Source organism: Lacipirellula parvula (assembly GCF_009177095.1).
Taxonomy (GTDB): domain Bacteria; phylum Planctomycetota; class Planctomycetia; order Pirellulales; family Lacipirellulaceae; genus Lacipirellula; species Lacipirellula parvula.
The window spans coordinates 4,941,192-4,959,801 of record NZ_AP021861.1 but is presented as its reverse complement, the minus strand read 5'-3'; the positions used below and the strand labels follow the sequence as shown (position 1 = coordinate 4,959,801).

Sequence of the window (18,610 nt, the reverse complement as noted above, 5' to 3'; positions counted from 1 at the left end):
CGAAGTTTGATCGCGCGCGACCGCGATCAACCATCTCGTCGATCCATGAAATCCCGTGATCCTGCCCAGTCTTCTAGCGGACTGGCCACTACCCTGCGTTCAGCGGTTGCAAATGCCGCACGAAGTGCTGACGCAGAATCTCGCAGTGCTCCTGCGGGTGAGCCTTCAGCAACGAGACGAGCCGCGGGCCGAGTTTGGCATTGGTGATCACCGAGCCAAACGTGCAGTGCAATATCTGCCGGCCTGGTTCAGTGAATCCGCGTCCTGGCGCCACGTCTTCCCAGCGGTCGAGGTAGAGCCGTTCGAGAATGACAGAGTCTTCGACTTCGTCGGGCGCCGGGATCTCGTTGACGACGGCCGAGACATGGTAGCTCGCCTTATCTTCGTCAAACCGGCTCCGTGAGAAGTCGATGATCTCGCGGAAGAGGGACGGATCGTGCTGGGCCGCGACGCGGAGGGCTTCGAGATAGCTCGTGCCTGCCGTCTTCACATGGAACTTACCGCCGGTGACCCGCGCGAGGACCGGGTACATCGAGAGCTTATCCGAACCGCTGTGGAGCGAGATTTTGTAAGGGCCGAGTCGGCGCGCGATCTCGGCATGGATCCGCATCGACGCTTCGAGCTTCGCGAGGTCGCCCTTATAGTCGACGCCTTTCTCAAAATCGCCGATGAATCGCGGCGCGAGGCTCACGAGACTGACTCCCGCCTGACGGCATTGGTCGGCAATGATGTAGTGCTCGGCCGGCGTCGTCGGGTGGGCCGTTTCGTCGATGCTCAGCTCGATTTCGAAGGGCTGATCGAGGCGGTTGGCTTCTTCCTCCACGCATTGAGCGAGGGAAATCGCGCGACGGATGGCTCGGCCGTACTTCACCGCCGCCCGCGTGAGCGTTTGCTCATCGAACTCGATTACGCCGGAATCCAATCGCACGGACTGTCCGCGATACTCGTCGAACCATGGCGCGAATTCGCGCGCGGCGGCGAACTTTTCCGTCAGCGTACTCGCATCGTAATCGTCGGCCGATTGGTCGACTTCCTCCGACGGGTCGAGCGTGAACATCACGAAGCCCGCGGCCATCGTGCGGCGTATATCGGCCGGCGTCTTCAGGTGGTCGCCGTCGGCCGACCAGGGATCAGTGAAGCGAAGCTTCGCGAGGGCGTCGACTGCGGCCGCCATGATCGTTTCCGCGCTGCGGCCGGTGCGCGTCATCTCGCGAATCGACTGCTGAGCAAAGATGCCGCGGATTGGCCCGCCCGCTTCACGCAGCGCCGCCACGTGGCCCGGCGTGCCGAGTCCCAAGCGGTCGCCGAAGCCGATGCTCGGCTCCATTCCCAGCGGGCTGGGGGCGGGGCGGGTGGTAACGACGGCGGCGGGGCCTGCACTCATGGCGTCGGAGTTCCGAGAAAGTTGGACATGTTTTCATGGAAGAAGAGGCGAACGTCGCGGCGAATCTCGTTCTCGCTCGGCCGCCAGCCCGTCGCCGCAACATCGCGGTACTTGTCGGCGAGGACGTTCGCAATCAGGTCGCGGCTATGATCCCATTTGTAAATCAGCTGATCGAGCACGCGGGCGTCGGAGTGTTGCGGAATGAAGCTCGTTCCCAACAACTCGACTCGCATCCGCGTAATCTCGTCGATTAGCGAGGGGTTGTTCACAAACCACCAGCAGCCGAAAACCATCAGGTTGCCGAACTTGCGGGCGGCGACGGCGAGTTCGTGCTGATTCTCGCGAGCGAGCATCGTGCAGAAGAAGCGGTTGTGGGGGAAATCGCTGCAGATGCGGGCGACGCTGGCGACGTCGGCGAGGCCGACCATGTCGCCGCCGTCCCGGAGCTCGGGGTTCACGCGCAAGCGCGAGCCAATCATCATCGCGAAGGGCAAGTCGCGCTCAGCGAGGACCGGCAGGATGATCTTTCGCAAGACGGTGCTGCTGGTGCGCGGGTCTTCGAGCCCCTCGTAACGGAAATCGGGTGGCAGGCTAACCGCGCAGTAGAGTGCTTGGACACGATCGATCCAGTCGCGAATGAACTTGCGGGCTTGCTCGACCGTTTGATCGTCGAGCGTTTTGTTCACGGGGTAACCCCAGCGAACAAGTTGAGCTGCGGCGGCAGGCCAGTCGCGCAGTAGCGGATCAAACCGCAACACGCCGGCGAAGCGCGGATCGTCGCCGACGTGGCGATTCTCCAGCCAGCGGAGGCGTTCGTTGTCGTCGAACACGGCGTTGGTCATCGTGATCCGCGAGACGCCGGAGATTTCCATGACGCGATCGATGTGGCGATCGGGATCTTGCTCATCGAACCACTGGCGATAGCCGGCAAGGTCGCGTTCGGCGGGATCGAGACCCAATCGCTGGAGCGTCGTGAGTACCCCGCGGCAAGCTTCGCTGATCGGCGAGCGTTCGAGGAACAGGTGCTTCCAAATGTGGTCGGCCTGCTCGCGCTTCGTCATCCGCCAAAAGTCGTCGTACGACAGTTGCTGCGGCGTGACGACGCGAAAGACTTCGGCGACCAAGTAGTGGTAGGTGAGGAGTTCGTCGATGCCCCACAGCATCAGCCCCTTGGGATCCGAGGCCTTACCGGAGCCAGCGAAGGGAGTGCCGAACGACGGCGGGTAGAGGTGGGTGTGGAAGTCCCACACCGGTTGCTCGCGAACGGCGTCGCGGACCGTCGCCTCGAGTGCGGCAAGGTCTTGCGCTCTGCCGGATATATTCTCTTGATTTTGCGCGATGAGCATCGATCTTCCTTATCAACCAATCCACGAACGAGGGCCGCCAAGCCACCGATCGACGCCCGCCTGAACTTGCTGAGTCGAGTTCGGAGGTGCCAGGGGCATTCACACGATAAGGATTTTGTGGACAGTGCGCTACGCCTGGATCGCGGTTTGGACCGCTTCAACCCATCTTACGCACCCGTTTATTTGCATCCAGGAGGCTTTAGTTGCAAAATGTCTTCCAAAAAACGCAAGGTGCGGGCAAGTCGGGGCGGCAACAGCCATTTGCTTTCGGGCGAGCCGGCCGTCGTGTTGGGGGGCGACGACGGGCGGCGACGGATGGCGACGGATGGGTCAGCCGAGCAGTCTTGGCCGTCGGGCAATTCTACGGGAGGCGTCGTCGCCGCCGGGGTCGGCCATTATGCGGAGCGTTGCGGCAGCGCGACGCCGCGTGGCGGTCGGAGTCCAGCTGACGATGTCGGTTCTCGATCCAAATCATCTCATGGTCGGTGAGCTGCGACTCACGCGTGAGCGAAGACGACTCTGTAGCGCCGACCGTCGACAACCAAATTTCTTTCATCTATCCTCGACCCCAACCGCTGGCTCCGAACGCAGCGCTACAGGTCTGGTTCGGAACGGTTGACTTTCATATCCGCTCATCGCTAGGTCGCTCTCTATGCTGTCCGATCTATTTCAACTTGATGGTGAGACTGCCGTTGTCATCGGCGCGACGGGCGCTCTCGGCGGAGCGATGGCCAACGCGCTCGCGGCGTACGGCGCCCGAGTGGCGGTCGTCGGGCGGAGCGAAGAGCGCGGTCGGCAGCGAGTGCAAGCGATCGAAGCGGGCGGCGGCACGGCGATCTTTCAATCGGCCGATGCGCTCGATGCCAACTCGTTGCGTACGGCTCGCGACGCCATCGCTGCGCAACTGGGTCCAGCTTCCATTTTGGTAAACGCTGCGGGCGGCAATCGACCCGATGCAACGCTGCCGCCAGGGAGCGATTTCTGCAAGCTGCCGGTCGAAGCGTGGCAGAACGTCTTTGACCTCAACCTCGTCGGCGGCGCGTTGCTGCCATGCCAGATTTTTGGCGAGACGATGGTCGTCGCCGGTCGCGGCAGCATCATTAACATCGCGTCGATGGCCGGGATGACGCCGCTCTCTCGCGTCGTCGCCTACTCTGCGGCGAAGGCGGCTGTGATCAACCTCACGCAATTCCTGGCCCGCGAATGGGCGTCGCGGGGCGTTCGCGTGAATGCCCTTAGCCCGGGATTTTTCCCTGCGGAACAGAATCGTGGCCTCCTCTTCAAAGAAGATGGCGGCTACACCGAACGTGGCGGCCAGATCATCGGCCACACGCCGATGGCCCGCTTCGGTGAATCGCACGAACTGGCCGGCGCCACCGTGTGGTTGGCATCGCATCGTGCGGCGTCGTTCGTCACTGGTCAGAACATCGTCGTCGACGGCGGTTTTTCGGCGACGACGATCTAGTTTCCAGGTCGTTCGGCGCTTTCTCTACACCACTCAATCACACAGCTAGACTCAAGCTTACATGTCTGCACTCAATATTCGCCAAGATGCTTGTGCCCTCGACTTCCTCGCCCTCGGCGCCGTGGTTCATCGGCTCGATCCGGGCGTGTTGCCCTTTCGTAAGGCCCGTTCGTTCGAGGTGCATGTCTCGGGCGGCGAGTACAACGTCGCGGCGAACCTTGCCAGCTGCTTCGGGCTGAACACGGGCGTCGCGACCGCGATGGTCGACAACGGCATCGGCGAATTGGTGCAGGCGCAGATTCGCGAAATGGGCGTGCGGCCGTTCTTCAAGCGCTTCAAGCATGACGGCGTTCGCGGGCCGAACATCGCGACCGTCTACAGCGACCGCGGCCATGGCGCTCGGGCGCCAGTCGTCTTTTACAACCGCGCGAACGAAGCGGGCGCCCTGCTGAAGCCAGGCGATTTCAATTGGAGCGAGATCTTCGCCGGCGGCGTGCGGTGGTTCCACTCAGGGGGCATCTTCGCGTCGCTCTCAGAAACAACGTCGCAAGTAATTCTCGAAGGCATGCAGGCAGCGAAGGCGGCCGGCGCCGTTCGCTCGTTTGATCTCAACTACCGCGCGAAACTGTGGGCAACCCTTGGCGGCTCCGCGAAGGGGCAAGAAGTCTTCCGTCGCATCGCCAGCGAGGTCGACGTCCTCATCGGTAACGAGGAAGACTTGCAGATGAGCCTCGGCATCGAAGGGCCGAGGGTCGACGCCCACGATAAGTCGAAGCTCGACACGCAGGTGTTCTTCGCGATGATCGAAAAGGTCCGCCAAGAGTTTCCGAACATTCAGGCCGTGGCGACGACGCTTCGCGAGGTCCATTCGACCAACCGCCACGACTGGGGCGCCGTGCTGTGGCTCGACGGCAAAAGCTACGTCAGCCCGACGATGCATCTCGACGTGATCGATCGAATCGGCGGCGGCGATGGGTTTGCCTCAGGGCTAATTTACGGGCTGATCAACGGGCGGTCGCCGGAAGAGGCGTTGCGGCTCGGCTGGGCGCATGGGGCGCTGCTCACGACGTTCCCTGGTGATGTGTCGATGGCGCGGCTGCATGAGGTGGAGGCCCTCGCCAAGGGCGGGACGGCTCGCGTGCAGCGGTAGGCGCCGCCGACAGGCTGCGACGGAAGCCGTATGCGGCACATTCGGAAGCTGCGCTCTCCCCTGCCGCTCGGCAGGTGGAGAGCGGCCTGGCGCTCGCCTAGAATGAGGGCGTTCTTATCGCTTCTCACTCTCTTCGGCTTTGCGAGCGATTGGCATGCTCACTTCATTTCGCCACGTGGCGGCGGCTGCTTGCGCGGCGTTAGCAGTTGGTAGTCTCATGCAAACGGCGGCGGCTCACGAAGCCGCTGTGGATGCTCACCTGCAGGCGCTCAGCGAGCGCGCGGCCAAGATCGTTGCCGTGCTCAAGCTAGACGATGCCGAGCAGGTGGAGCGAGTGCGAGATCTCATCGCACAGCAATATCAGTCGTTAGGTCAGCTTTACGATGCGGGCGGCGCGGAAGCGACGGAGCTCAACGCTCTCCATCGCCGCTTCCTCGCGCGGCTTGGCGCCGAGCTTTCGCCGCAGCAAGTCGATGCGGTGAAGGATGGAATGACCTACGGCGTGGCGCCGCTCACGCTCAATGCGTACCAAGAGCTACTGCCGCAGCTGACCGCCGATCAGCGCCGAGAGATTCATGCGCAGCTCCTCGAAGCCCGCGAGTATGCGATGGACGCCGGTTCGTCCGACGCGAAGCATGCCATATTCGGGAAGTATAAGGGGCGGATCAACAACTATCTGTCGCAAGCGGGATACGATCTCAAGCAAGCCGAGAAAGATCGCACCGCCCGCTAAATCCCCCTCCCTCGAAGGGAGGGGACTAGGGGAGGGATTCACGCTGCTAGGAACGACTAACCCCTCACCCAACCTCTCCCCTCTGGGGAGAAGAGCCACCCACTTCACCTCTCAACGTAGCGTCGACCATGAAGCTCGTTCTCGTCGCCATCGCTTGTATTCTCATCGTGAACGCCACGCTCTCGGCGCACGCCGCGTACCCTAAAGTGCCTAAGGAAGTTCAGGAAGAAGCGAACGCCAAGCTCATCGCCCTGCGGCAACGTTCCGACGAGATTTGGAAAGCAGCTCAACCAACGATTGAAGAGTGGGCCGCCAAAGGCAAGCCGTACATTCCTTGGGCCGCTAAGCCAGAGGATTTGCCGCAGGCGAATATTCCCGCGTTTCCCGGCGCGCAGGGAGGCGGCATGTACAGCTTCGGCGGTCGCAGCGGGAAGGTGTACGTCGTCACGAATCTCAATGACAGCGGGCCCGGCAGCTTTCGCGGAGCGCTCGAAGCGGCCGGACCGCGGATCGTCGTCTTCAACGTCGCCGGCGTCGTCAAGCTCAACGAGCGGATCATCGTGCGTGCGCCGTATATCACTATCGACGGCAGCAGCGCTCCGGGCGACGGCGTTTGCATCGCCGGCGATACGGTCGAACTTGAAACGCACGACGTGATTATCCGCCATATGCGGTTTCGCCGCGGTTCGACCTGGGTCGGCGATCGCAACGATTCGATCGGCGGCAACCCGATCGGCAACATCATGATCGACCATGTCTCGGCGAGTTGGGGGCTCGACGAAAATATGTCGATGTATCGCCACATGTACCAGCCGCCAGACGGCTCGAAGGAACTGAAGCTGCCGACGGTCAACATCAGCATTCAAAACTCGATCTTCAGCGAATGCCTCGACACCTACGAGCATTCGTTCGGCAGCACGCTCGGCGGGTACAACAGCACGTTTCACCACAACCTGTGGGCGTGCAACACGGGCCGCAATTCGAGCGTGGGGATGATCTACGACTTCACGTTCGCGAACAACGTCGTCTACAACTGGCGGCATCGCACGGTCGACGGCGGCGACCACCGCAGCTACTACAACGTCATCAACAACTATTTCAAACCGGGGCCGGCGACGCCGCGCGAGGAGGAGATTTCCTATCGCATTCTCAAGCCCGAGTCGCGCCGCAGTCCTCACTTCAACGCTGACTTCGGTCGGGCCTACGTTGCGGGCAACATCGTCGAAGGGAACGACGCCGTCACGGCCGACAACTGGGCCGGCGGCGTGCAGGTCGATCTGGCCGATGGCTTTGAGCCCGATATCGTGTTGCCGCAGGTGCGGATCAACAAACCTTACCCGGGCTCGTTTCTAGAAATCGAGTCGGCGCAAGACGCCTTCGAGCATGTGCTCGCGAACTCCGGCGCGACCAAGCCGCGACGCGACGCCGTCGACGAACGGATCGCGAAGATGGTGCGCACGGGCACGGTGACGTACGCGGCGGGCCAAGGAGTTATCACCGACGTGAAGCAGGTCGGCGGCTATCCCGACTACCAGGGCGAGCCGTACGCCGACGCCGATGCCGACGGCATGCCGGACGAGTGGGAGCGCCGGCACCGCCTCAATCCGAACGACGCAACCGACGCGAGCGCCGACGCCAACGGCGATGGTTACACGAACATCGAGGATTTTCTTAACGGCCTCGATCCGAATGCTCCGAAGCAAGCGTGGCCGGCGCCGCGGACGTACGTCGATTTGTTCTGGAACATTCCATGAGCCATTAAACCGCCGATTGATCGGGAAATACCGCTCGTAACGGCCAAGTTTGCCCCTCCCCCTGCCCCGCCTATAATGGAGCGAATCTCCCAGCTTTTCCGCGAACCAGGCGGCCGCCCCCACGCCCGCGTGCGGCTTCCTTCCCTTGGCGCCTGCCGAACGACCGTCGTATGGACCACGACTCAGCCCACGAGCCGCTTGGCGCCGACGGCGATTTCCCCGACTCGCTGGAAAGCGACGTTACCGTCATCGGCTCGGCGTCGTCGGTGACGCCGCAAGTCTTTCCGTTGGGGCTGACCACGCGCGAACTGTCGCACGCCCTGCGCGGTGAGATGCTGGGCCATTTCCTGCTGCAAGATTTCATCGGCGGCGGCGGCATGGGAGTGGTGTTCAAAGCCCTCGACACCACGCTCGATCGCATCGTTGCGGTGAAGGTCGTCGCTCCGCGGCAAGTCGGCGACGAAGATTTGCAGCGCCGCTTTCTCGTTGAAGCACAATCGACGGCGCGGCTCGACCACCCTAACATCGCTCGCGTCCATTACATCGGCCGCGACCGCGGGCTGCCGTACATCGTCTTCGAATATATCGACGGCGAAAACATTCGCGACGTCGTTTCGCAGCGCGGCCCGCTGCCGGTGGCGGAGGCGATCAGCTACGTCTATCAGATCGCCCATGCGCTCGCCCACGCCTGGCAGCGCGAGGTGGTTCACCGCGACATCAAACCGTCGAATATCTTGGTGACGATCGACGGTCAGGCGAAGCTCGTCGATATGGGCCTCGCCCGGCTGCGGCAAATCAACGACGAAACGGAACAAGAGCTTACTGCCACCGGCATCACGCTCGGCACCTTTGATTATATTTCGCCTGAGCAGGCCCGCGATCCGCGGTTGGCCGACACACGCAGCGACGTTTATTCGCTTGGCTGCACATTGTTCTACATGCTGGCTGGCCAGGCGCCGTTCGCGCAGGGGACGGCGCTGCAAAAATTGCTGCAGCACCAGAGTGATCGGCCGCCTGACTTGCGCAGCTTCCGTTCGGATATTCCCGACTCGGTGTCGCGCGTCGTACGGCGGATGCTCGCCAAGGCGCCGGGGGATCGGCATCAAACACCGATCGATTTAATTGCGGAACTCGCAGAGATTTTGGAGAGCTTGAACGCCCCCCTTCCCTTCGCGGCGACAACGCTGCCGTGGACCATGCCGCCGCGGACGGCGCCTCGTTGGCGGAGGCACGCGTTGTGGGCCGTTCCGCTGGCTGCACTTCTGCTGTTCGGACTTATCGCCGATCGCGCGGGCCGTAGCAGTGTGACGCCGGTGAGTTTCCCAGAACTGCGGAGTGCGCCTGTAGTGACGTTCGACGAGTCGGCGACAGGTACTGCCGCTGAAGCGACCGCGACGGAGCCATTGCCAACGGCGGCCTCGGTGCTGCAGCCCCCCGGCGAGGCAGCGAATGGTCCCGTGGTCCTCGACCCGATTCGATCGACGGCGTTATCGGCGGCGACGCCAATCGAGTCGACGCCCGCCTTCTCGTTTGAGCAGCCTTGGCAAGCCGGCCGCACGTTGTGGGATATCGTTTCGGACTGGCCAGGTTCCGAGGCGCCGCCTCCGTCGATCGCAGGCGAGTCGCCGGCGCTCTCCACGTCCTCCGTCAGTGCGTCGAAAGCGGCGGTTGAGTCGACGCCTGCTCCACCGGCAACGCTCCCTACCGCAGTGCCAACCGCGACGGCCGACGAAGCCGTAAAGCCCTAGCCGCACGGCACTTCCCGCGCAACTTGACGCGCCGCTGGCAGCGAATTCTACTGAACGCTGCCTACCTACGGGGATTGTCGCTACGGCGACACCCTAGCGCGGCGACGGCGGCATGCCTCCCTTCCCGCTGCGTTCAATCGATGACCAGGAGCTTCCCGAAATGCGTACGTTCGCTCTGATGTTTTGCGCCATCGTGCTTAGCGCCATTGGCGCCAAGTCGGCCAGCGCCATCGCCCCCTTCCAGGTCGAGTTCTACAAGCTGTACGTCAACGACCACCCGGACAAAGAATTCTCCGCGTACGTCAAGAAAGAGGCCAAGTGCAACGTCTGCCACCAAGGCAAGAAGCCGGGCCCGCATCGCAACGCCTATGGCAAGCAACTCGCCGAATTGCTCGACGCGAAGACCGACAAGAAGGACAAGGAGAAAATCCAAGCCGCTCTGGCCAAAGTCGCTGAAATGCCCAGCGATCCAGAAGACGACAAGAGCCCGACCTTCGGCGAGCTGATCGCCAAGAGCAAGCTGCCGGGCGGCGACTTGGAAAAGTCGAAGGAAGAGCCGAAGGACGAAGAAAAGAAGTAGTCCTGGCAGGCTTGGCCGTTCGTCAGCGGCCAATTGATTGCGACCCAGAAGGTTGCCCTCGCGAGTGCGGAGGCAACCTTTTTTTGTGCGCCGTTTTCTGCTGTCCAGAGGCAGAATTGCCGGCAGGGTTGCAGCGCGGCGGCGACGTTTTAGCGCATCTTGGGCAGCCAGGCTTGGCAGCAGCCTGTCGCCGGAGTGAGATGGGGGCTGTCACCCGTCGATTTGATCACGAGCGCTCGAACCACCATGCCTGTGTTGCTGCTGATTGTCGCTTCACTATTCCACGAACTGAGCGCGCCGGCCGCTCCGCCGGCGCTGCCGAAGCCAGCCGTCGAGTATGTAAAATCGGAAGCCATGATTCCGATGCGCGACGGCGTGAAGCTCTACACGCAGATCTACGCGCCCAAAGATCAGCAGCAGGAGGAACTGCCGATTCTGTTCCTCCGCACGCCCTACGGCGTGACGAATCCCGACGGCGAGTTCACGACGCATTTCGCCACGACGTTCCGCGAACTCGCGCCGCAGCGCTATATCATCGCCGTACAGGATGCCCGCGGGCGGCATAAATCCGAAGGAAAATTTATCTGGAACCGCCCCGTCACGCATCGTAACGATCCGCAGAGCGTCGACGAATCAACCGACGCGTACGATTCGATCGACTGGCTCGTGAACAACGTGGCGCACAACAACGGCCGCGTCGGTATGCTCGGCGTTTCGTATCCCGGATGGTACGTGGCGATGGCGCTTGTCGACCCGCATCCTGCGCTCAAAGCCGCTAGCCCGCAGGCTTCGCCGAGCGACTACTTCATGGGGGACGACTTCTTCCACAACGGCGCCTTTCGCCTCTGCCCTAGCGCGGAGCTCCCCTACCTCTTCGACTTCGATCCGAAGACGAACGCCAAGTTCCCGTACGATCAGGTCGACGTCTACGAGTTCTTTCTCGATCTCGGTCCGCTGAGCCAGATGAACGAGCGGTACATGAAGAATGCGTCGCCGACATGGAATAGCTTCATGGCTCACTCGACGTACGACGAGTTTTGGGAAGCGGGCTGCACGCTCCCGCAGCTGACGGAGGTCGCGGTGCCGACGCTCAACGTCGTTGGCTGGTGGGATGCGGAGAATCTCGGCGGGGCGCTCGACCTCTACGCTCGGCTGGAAACTCTCGACAAACGCGACCTGAACCGCATCGTCGTCGGTCCTTGGTTTCACGGCCAATGGTCGCGCGGCCCGGGCGATCGCCTCGGCGAGTACGAGTTTGGCGGCGACTTGACGGCGCATTATCAGCAGAAGTTCGAGGCGCCCTTCTTCGCCCGCTGGTTGAAAGATTCACCAGCGGAGGAACTTCCCGAAGCGACGATGTTCCAAACTGGCTCGAATGTCTGGAAGACCTACGACGCCTGGCCGCCGCGCAAAGGCGTCGTTGCGAAAGAGCTGTTCCTCCATGCCGACGGCGAGCTCGATTGGGATCGGCCCGTTGCGAGCGATCATGAATTCGCCGCGTTCGTCTCCGATCCCACCAAGCCGGTCCCCTATTCGAAGCGACCGATCCAGGGTTTTTGGCAAGGCTTGAAGGATAGCCGCGATCCCCGCTTCGATCGGGCCGGTCGGCTGTGGAAAGTGGAAGATCAGCGGTTCGTCGCCGATCGTCCCGACGTGCTGAGTTTCGTCACCCAGCCGCTAACTGAAGACGTGGAACTTACCGGCGCAATCGTCGCCAAACTGTTCGCAGCGACGACCGGAACCGACGCCGATTGGGTGGTGAAGCTGATCGACGTTTACCCTGAGGAGTATCCGGACCGGCCGGAGATGGGAGGCTACCAGCTGATGGTCGCCGACGACGTGCTGCGCGGTAAGTTTCGCCACAGTATGAAACGCCCCGAGCCGCTCACTCCGGGGAAAGTCGAAGAATTTACGATCGATCTGCGGACCCGCAACCACCTGTTCCGGGCTGGGCATCGGATCATGGTCCAGATCCAAAGCAGCTGGTTCCCGCTCATCGACCGCAATCCGCAGACGTTTGTCGATATCCCCCGGGCGAAGGCCGAGGATTACCGGGCGGCCGAGCAGCGGATCTACTACTCGCCGGAGCACCCGTCGCGGATTGAGTTCACCGCCGCCGAGGCGGACGCCAGCGGCAATTGACGCCCCCCGCTCGGGAAACTACGATCGCAGCAGCGGTAGCCGCGTTAAGGCTGCGATTCGCACGGGCGATTAGCTCAGTTGGTAGAGCGTCACGCTTACACCGTGAATGTCGGGGGTTCGAGCCCCTCATCGCCCACTCTCTTTTCCCTGACCGGCTCTCTTCGCCGGTCGCCCGATTGCAGGGCTAACCCTGCCTGAATGGCCGCCGACCCCCCGGGCGAAGCCCGGGACTAAATGGGCGTGAGCGATGTCCGTAAAATCCCTACGGCGGGCCGCAATTTTTCGCGGCTGAGGCGTTGCGCTAGCGTTCGCGCGAGAGCGATAAGCAAGTGCGCAGTTTCACGCTGGCGGGCGAGTAGATCGACTGGCGGGCGTGGGGTACAACGAAAGATGGCGGCGCCCATGGGCGTTTCGCCGCTTCCGAATCACTCTCACGCCAGGCGGCCCCACCTCGACGCGACTGCCGGTCGCACAAGGAGCTTTGAAGTCATGTCTCGGTTCAATCATGTTTCGTTCTTCCGCCGTTGGACGGTTGCCGTCCCAACGACGAGCGCTCTGGGCGTGAGCCTGCTGGCCGCGCTGGCTGGCTGCAGCAGCGGCCCGTCGCGGGTGCAAGCGCCGAGCATCAGCGCTTCGGGCGCCGCGTCTGAAGCGATGACGGCTTACGATAAGGATGGCGATGGATTTATTGCCGCGGCTGAACTCGACGCCGCTCCGGCGCTCAAGGCGGCGATGGCGACGCTCGACGCCGATAAGGACGGCAAGGTGTCGGAAGCTGAGATTCAGCAGCGAATTGAAGCTTGGCAGGCAGCCGGCACAGGCATCATGTTGATTCGCGCCACCGTTACGCTTGACGGCAAGCCGTTAACGACCGGCGAAGTGACCCTTGAGCCAGAAGCATTCCTAGGCAGCAATGTTCAAGCTGCCGTCGGTGAAATCGACCCTTTCGGAAATGCGATTATTTCCATACCGAAGGACAAGCGGCCTTCGAAGGAGACGCCGCCCGGCGTGCAACCCGGATTCTATAAAGTGAAAGTTTCGAAGAAGGCCGGCGGGCAGGAAACGATTGCAGCCAAATACAACGCCGAAACCGTGCTGGGACAGCAGGTAGCAACAGATGATCCCGCCATCACGGGACAAAAAGTCCGTTTCGAACTTTCGACCAAGTAGGATGCGACGACGACAAGTTCTTCCAAAGCAAAAAACGGCGGCGATGCATTCTCAATGCATCGCCGCCGTTTCGTTTTGGGCAATTCGTTAGACGATTAGCAACTGCTTACTACGGAGCCGTCACAGCCTGACCGTCCAGCCGGTTGGCCAAGTAACCATGCGTCTTGTAGTCAATGTCGTAAGAGAGGTTGTGGACGGAACCATCGCAGAAAACCATATTGAAACCGCCGGCGTGAGCACTTCCGAATTTTACTTCCGGATTGTTGCCGCCAACGCCGCCTTGATCTTGCGTGGGCTGACGTAATTCCGCAACAGCCGCTGTGGCAGTAGCTTTTGCGGCGCCGCGATGTTGATCCCATTCCCAACCAGTATAGGCGCTTTGGTTCTCGCCGAAGCTGAAGTTGGGGCCGGAAGTGGCAGCGGTACCTTCGTATTGGTCGGCGCCAACCCACTTTTCACCGACCATGTAGGTGTTGCTGGTTCCGTCCTCAATTCGCTTCAATTTAATTTCGCTGGCAAAGTGACTAACCCCGGTTTGGAAAAAGCCGTCAGCGGAGTCGTCGCACCGGTTGATGCCGCCCCCTAAAGGACTTCCATTCCGTCCAGCCACTTCGGCGTTCGCATAGTCGCCGGGCTGCGTGAGTTGCTCGGCATCATACGCCGCGGTGTAGGTGCTGTCGCCGCTGCTGGCGGCGTAGTCCGTTTTGACAACTCCTTCTCCTTGGCCAATCGCAGCCAAAAACGAGAAAGAGCCGCTTAAGCCGCCCATTTGCGCCAGGTATAACCGTGCTGGTCGGCGTGACGGGCACATAAATGCGCCGACCGGAGTCGTATGAAGTTGCCGGCTAGCATCCTGAAACTGAGTAGTGCCAATCGTCGTTCCCTTGCCAAGTTGGTACAGCTGCTGTTGTTCCATAAATGGCAACATACTGTAGAGCCAAGATCCGGGCTGCCGCTTGCCGAACCCACGGTTTGGATCTGCGGACCATTGCGATCCCCAGCCACCGCTCGGCAGGAACTTTTGAGCGCTTTCGTGATTGATCCAAGCCAATCCCATTTGTTTGAGATTGTTCTGACATTGGGACCGCCGAGCCGCTTCACGAGCCGCCTGGACGGCTGGTAACAGCAGTGCGACGAGGACGCCAATGATGGCGATCACCACCAGCAACTCGACCAGCGTAAAGCCAGCGTTACGACGCGAGTGCGACGCCCGACGGCCAGATTGAATGCCCAGGAAAGTCATTACTTGTTTGCTCCTAACCAGTTCCAACGCCAACGCCCAACTGCCCGCCACGACGCGCTTCTAGCGCATTCAGCAATTACTTATTCTTCTCATCGTCGATGCCACAAGCAACTCGCATTGACGGGATATTTACCCGTTTATGCGCAGATCACGGCGAACCGCATTCAACCTGCGCGGCGAGATGACGCGCCTGAATAACGTCGCGCCATCCGGTTCCTACAATCAAAAAAATCCCAGGCCGACGGAACGCCGGCCTGGGATTTTTAAAACGTCACTGACGGCTCAGGGCTTCCTCGCGAGTTTGGAGGAGACTCCCGTGAGCTACGTCTACGGCTGCCGATTAGGCGCGACGCCGACGAGCGGCAGCCAAGCCCAAACCTGCGAGACCGACCAACGCGAGGGAAGCCGGTTCCGGAACGTTGTTGGTGACCCGCACGTTGTCGATCAACGTGAAGTCAACCGCGGCGAACGTCGCCGCCGGGGTGCCGGCGCCGAGGCTCGTGTCGGCCATGCCGAACAGGATGTTATTCCCGCCGGTTGTGATTCCCGTGGTGTTGACGGTTGCCACGAGCGTGCCGTCGATCGTCCAGGTGACGATGGCGCCGACTTTCTCGATGACGACGTTGTGCCAACGGAAACCAGCGGCTCCCGCCACCGAAGTTCCGAACTGCGTCGTCGGGAAAGCGGTGTTCTGAGCGGCCGGCACCGTGGCGCCGGCTGGGAAGAGCGTTTGGTAGAGGGCGGCGCTGCTGTTCGTGCTGGCGGCAGCGTAGGTGGCCGCGGCGTCGCCAACGATGTAACCAGTCGTCTTCGCCGGAGAGTAAGCACGGAAGTCCGCGGCGGAAGCTCCGTCGCCCGTCGCGCCGAAGAAGACGCTGTCGGCGGCGCCGGCATAGTTGGAAACCGTGCCCGACGACATGATGCCATAGGTTGACAGCTGAGTCGAACCCGAACCGCCAGCGGTGTTACCGATGCCGCCCGTAGTCCCGCCGATCCAGTTTTGCCACCAATCAAACTGCAACTTGTAATCGCCGGAGAACGATTGCCCCGTCGGCGATGCGCTAATTCCCGGGATGATCCCGCTGGCCGGGCCTGTCCCGCTGATGTTGGCCTGCAGCTTCATGCCCACGGTGCTTCCGCCCGAGTTCGGCGCCGAGGGAATTCCCATGGCGCTGTAGTCGTAGAAGAAGTTAGCCGCGTTCGTTCCCGCGCCGTTGCTGTTGACGGTCCAGTTGGGCGTCACATTGACGTCGAAATTTTCGCTATACAGCGTCGCCGCTTGCGCGGACGCGCCGGCCAGGGCGCAGAGCGCACCGGCTAACGCCAAATTCCTCAGAGTCATTAGACATGTCCTTTCTCAAAAGTTGCTACGCACGAAGTACGTTGAAAACAAGTTGCCGCCGCTACTCTCCAAACAATCGATGCCAGTCTTAGCCGTTACTTCTTGGCTTGCCGGCGACGGAGCGCCAGCATGCCGAAGGCAGCCGCGGTCAAACCGCTGACGAAGCTGGCAGGTTCCGGCACTGCGGAGGCCGCTACCGTCGCGGCCGACGTGCCGAAGTTGGCCTTCCAAGTATCGAGGTCGGCTTGGCTCAGCGGGGTCGGCGAGCCGCCGCGCTGCCACAGGAGGAAGTCGGCGCCGTCGACCTTGCTATCGCTGTTGAAGTCGCCAGGCAGACCAACGGGCGTCGTGATGTTTTGCACGTTGAAGGCGTACGAAGTGCCGTTCCAGGTCGTCGTGGCAATCGAGTGACCGCCGGGCGCGAGGACGCGGTAGAGCGCCTGTCCGCTGCTGAGGTAGTGGATATTGCCGGCAGCGTCGAAGGCGATGTCGCGGCCCGAGATGATGTCCGGGGTGGTGCTGACGACCGCTTTGTTGGCGAGGTCCGGAATGCCGTCGATCAGCGGGATCACGGCGACGTCGCCAATATTGAGGATCATTGCCATCCACTTTTGGTCGGGCGAGATGGCAACGCCATTGCAATATTGCAAGATGTCGCGATCGGCCGTCGGATTGGCAGTGAGCGTCCGGGTGGCGTCCAGCGAGTTGAACAAAACGGTCGAACCGTCAGCTGAAACGACATACAACGTCGGCGAGTTAAGGGCGCCGTTGCGAGTTTGCATGACGTACCACTTGCCGTCGGCGCCACGTTGCATGTCGCTCGTGGCAAGCGGAATCCCGGCGTCGGTGATCCGCGTGGGAGTCACGGTCGACGAGAGCGGGCCGGAGCCGATGTTGTATTCCCAGATGCTGTTTTGATCGGTCGTCGACGCTCCGCCGAACTGCGCGCTCGTGAGGTCTTCGTCGAGAGTGTAGACCTTCAAATTGCCAGCAGCAGTCGAACCTTCGACATAGACGGCTTGAGTGCTGCCGTGGTTTTGACCTACGGGCAGCGTCGTCGGGCCGCCGAAGCCGGCGAGGACTGCGGCCGCGCTATTCATGTCAGGCTGAACCGCGATAATGCTGCCGTTGGCGTCCGAGAAATCGCTGACGTAGACAGTGCCGTCGGCAGCGACGTAGTTGCGGAATGGGCTGTTGTTGCTCGAATCGACCCAAGCCGGGAAGCCGTCGACCATCGGATTCTTGGCGGCGTCGCCTTGGCCGTAGGCATCGGAGCCGTCCGAGCGGAGTGCGTAAAGACCGCTGCCGGTGACCGTCCGCGCCGGGTAGACGCCGCTGGCGGCGATCGTTTGCGTGCCCGGCGTCACGGTGCCGGCGCTACTGGCAATGTAGACCGTCCCGAAGTTCGGGGCGTTCGGGTTGTTGCTGATGCTAACGCCGCGAGGATTCGAGAACCGATTGAGGACGCTCGTGTCGTCGCTAATCGTCGTGAGGCCCGCTTCCGGCGAGGCGGTGAAGAGTGCGTTACCGCCGCCGGCGACCGTGTTGCCGGTCAGCTTAGTGTAGCCGGTCGCGTCGGTCCGATCGGCGATGATCGAAAACGTATCGGAGGCCGAGGTAAGATTAAACGTCTTGGCGCCCTTGGTGGTGCCGTCGAGCGTGATCGGGGCCCCGCCATTGATGCTGTAGCTGAGAATGTCAGCCGGCGAATTCAGGATGAAGTTGACCGTTGTCCCGGTCTTCGTCACGTTCGAGGCGTACGAAACGGCAAATGCCGGCGATGCGATCGCGGCCACTCCCGAGGCCGCGACGGCGGCGGCTACCAACTTGATGCGGTGCTTCATCATAGTCTCCTTAAACTTCTCCGATCCGACGGGATTGGCCTTACGCTCGACAAATTCCAGAGGACCACGTTTCGGTTGATTGAATCTCAGACGTCGTTCTGTAATCGCTGCTTGGCTTACGATGCGAATACGAGTTCGAAGTAGTAGCTCTTCACAGTTCGTTGCGGCATTTCTTCAACGAAGGATTGCGCAAATTTCACGGTAAATTCTCGTTGTGCGGATCACGCGCTATCTATTCAAACTAATTGCTAACGGAGCTTTCTACAACGCGCACGTCGCTGATACTCGGCGACGACGCCCTACTTTCCAGACTTGTGAAAATGTGAGTTGATTCGTAGGAAATCGCGGGCCGGCCCTCGCAGGCAAACGGCGATCGCATAGCTTTCCAAATTGTCAGCTTCGAGGCGTGTGAGTGCGCCCCGCGAAGCTCTTGTGACTGTGGCAAACCACCATTGTTCTCCGCACGCCGTCTCCCATTCGCAACGCACCCGTTTCCATCAACCCGGCGCGGCGAGGGCATGAGCTGGCTCATTGCAGAGAATTGTGGAAAGGTCATAGAGACGAGTCGACTCATGGCGCCGTAGCGAGACGGGCTGAGGTCGACAATGCGCGATGCTACTGCAGACTGATTTGGCGTATATGAGATACGGCGAACACGACGAACCGAATTGTCTACTGCACATTCGACCGCCGCGCCGGCCGCCACAGC

13 protein-coding genes and 1 tRNA gene are annotated in these 18,610 nt (G+C 61.5%); 9 read left to right on the top strand and 5 right to left on the bottom strand.

All coding sequences use genetic code 11. The features are described from left to right. Positions 1–88: 88 nt before the first annotated feature. On the bottom strand, positions 89–1,384 hold the full coding sequence (locus PLANPX_RS19420) for a tagaturonate epimerase family protein (protein ID WP_152100330.1): 1,296 nt from the start codon (positions 1,382–1,384) through the stop codon (positions 89–91). Then, on the bottom strand, positions 1,381–2,730 hold the full coding sequence (locus tag PLANPX_RS19415) for a hypothetical protein (protein ID WP_198421769.1): 1,350 nt from the start codon (positions 2,728–2,730) through the stop codon (positions 1,381–1,383). The genes PLANPX_RS19420 and PLANPX_RS19415 overlap by 4 nt, the downstream gene beginning before the upstream one ends. Before the next feature lie 655 nt (positions 2,731–3,385). Between PLANPX_RS19415 and PLANPX_RS19410 the strand changes: the two genes are divergently transcribed. The 9 genes from PLANPX_RS19410 to PLANPX_RS19370 all read left to right on the top strand — a co-directional run bounded on the left by PLANPX_RS19410 (position 3,386) and on the right by PLANPX_RS19370 (position 13,472). Further along, positions 3,386–4,195 carry an SDR family oxidoreductase gene (locus tag PLANPX_RS19410; RefSeq protein WP_198421919.1) on the top strand — a complete coding sequence of 270 codons (810 nt, stop codon included), beginning with the start codon at positions 3,386–3,388 and terminating at the stop codon, positions 4,193–4,195. A 61-nt stretch (positions 4,196–4,256) separates the two neighbouring features. After that, positions 4,257–5,345, top strand: a complete 1,089-nt coding sequence (locus PLANPX_RS19405; protein WP_152100328.1) for a sugar kinase — start codon at positions 4,257–4,259, stop codon at positions 5,343–5,345. Between the two features lie 154 nt (positions 5,346–5,499). Beyond that, positions 5,500–6,078 carry a DUF3826 domain-containing protein gene (locus PLANPX_RS19400; RefSeq protein ID WP_198421768.1) on the top strand — a complete coding sequence of 193 codons (579 nt, stop codon included), beginning with the start codon at positions 5,500–5,502 and terminating at the stop codon, positions 6,076–6,078. Positions 6,079–6,206: 128 nt separating this feature from the next. Continuing rightward, a complete protein-coding gene (locus PLANPX_RS19395) occupies positions 6,207–7,832 on the top strand; it encodes a pectate lyase family protein (protein WP_194175108.1) in 1,626 nt (541 codons plus the stop codon). A 170-nt stretch (positions 7,833–8,002) separates the two neighbouring features. After that, entirely contained in the window at positions 8,003–9,580 is a 1,578-nt protein-coding gene (locus tag PLANPX_RS19390) for a serine/threonine-protein kinase (protein ID WP_152100327.1), read from the top strand. A 160-nt stretch (positions 9,581–9,740) separates the two neighbouring features. Continuing rightward, a complete protein-coding gene (locus PLANPX_RS19385) occupies positions 9,741–10,160 on the top strand; it encodes a hypothetical protein (protein ID WP_152100326.1) in 420 nt (139 codons plus the stop codon). 246 nt (positions 10,161–10,406) lie between these two features. Next, the gene (locus PLANPX_RS19380) at positions 10,407–12,302 is read left to right on the top strand and encodes a CocE/NonD family hydrolase (protein ID WP_152100325.1); all 1,896 of its coding nucleotides are present in this window, start codon (positions 10,407–10,409) and stop codon (positions 12,300–12,302) included. A 63-nt stretch (positions 12,303–12,365) separates the two neighbouring features. Continuing rightward, a tRNA-Val gene (locus PLANPX_RS19375) sits at positions 12,366–12,438 on the top strand. Positions 12,439–12,791: 353 nt separating this feature from the next. Beyond that, a complete protein-coding gene (locus PLANPX_RS19370; RefSeq protein ID WP_172992194.1) occupies positions 12,792–13,472 on the top strand; it encodes a hypothetical protein in 681 nt (226 codons plus the stop codon). Between the two features lie 109 nt (positions 13,473–13,581). On the opposite strand, the gene PLANPX_RS19365 is transcribed toward PLANPX_RS19370, so the two are convergent. The 3 genes from PLANPX_RS19365 to PLANPX_RS19355 form a co-directional block, all read right to left on the bottom strand. Further along, the gene (locus PLANPX_RS19365) at positions 13,582–14,766 is read right to left on the bottom strand and encodes a DUF1559 domain-containing protein (RefSeq protein ID WP_152100323.1); all 1,185 of its coding nucleotides are present in this window, start codon (positions 14,764–14,766) and stop codon (positions 13,582–13,584) included. Positions 14,767–15,055: 289 nt separating this feature from the next. Further along, a complete protein-coding gene (locus tag PLANPX_RS19360; RefSeq protein ID WP_152100322.1) occupies positions 15,056–16,057 on the bottom strand; it encodes a PEP-CTERM sorting domain-containing protein in 1,002 nt (333 codons plus the stop codon). A 95-nt stretch (positions 16,058–16,152) separates the two neighbouring features. After that, positions 16,153–17,904 carry a hypothetical protein gene (locus PLANPX_RS19355; protein ID WP_172992193.1) on the bottom strand — a complete coding sequence of 584 codons (1,752 nt, stop codon included), beginning with the start codon at positions 17,902–17,904 and terminating at the stop codon, positions 16,153–16,155. Positions 17,905–18,610: the final 706 nt, after the last annotated feature.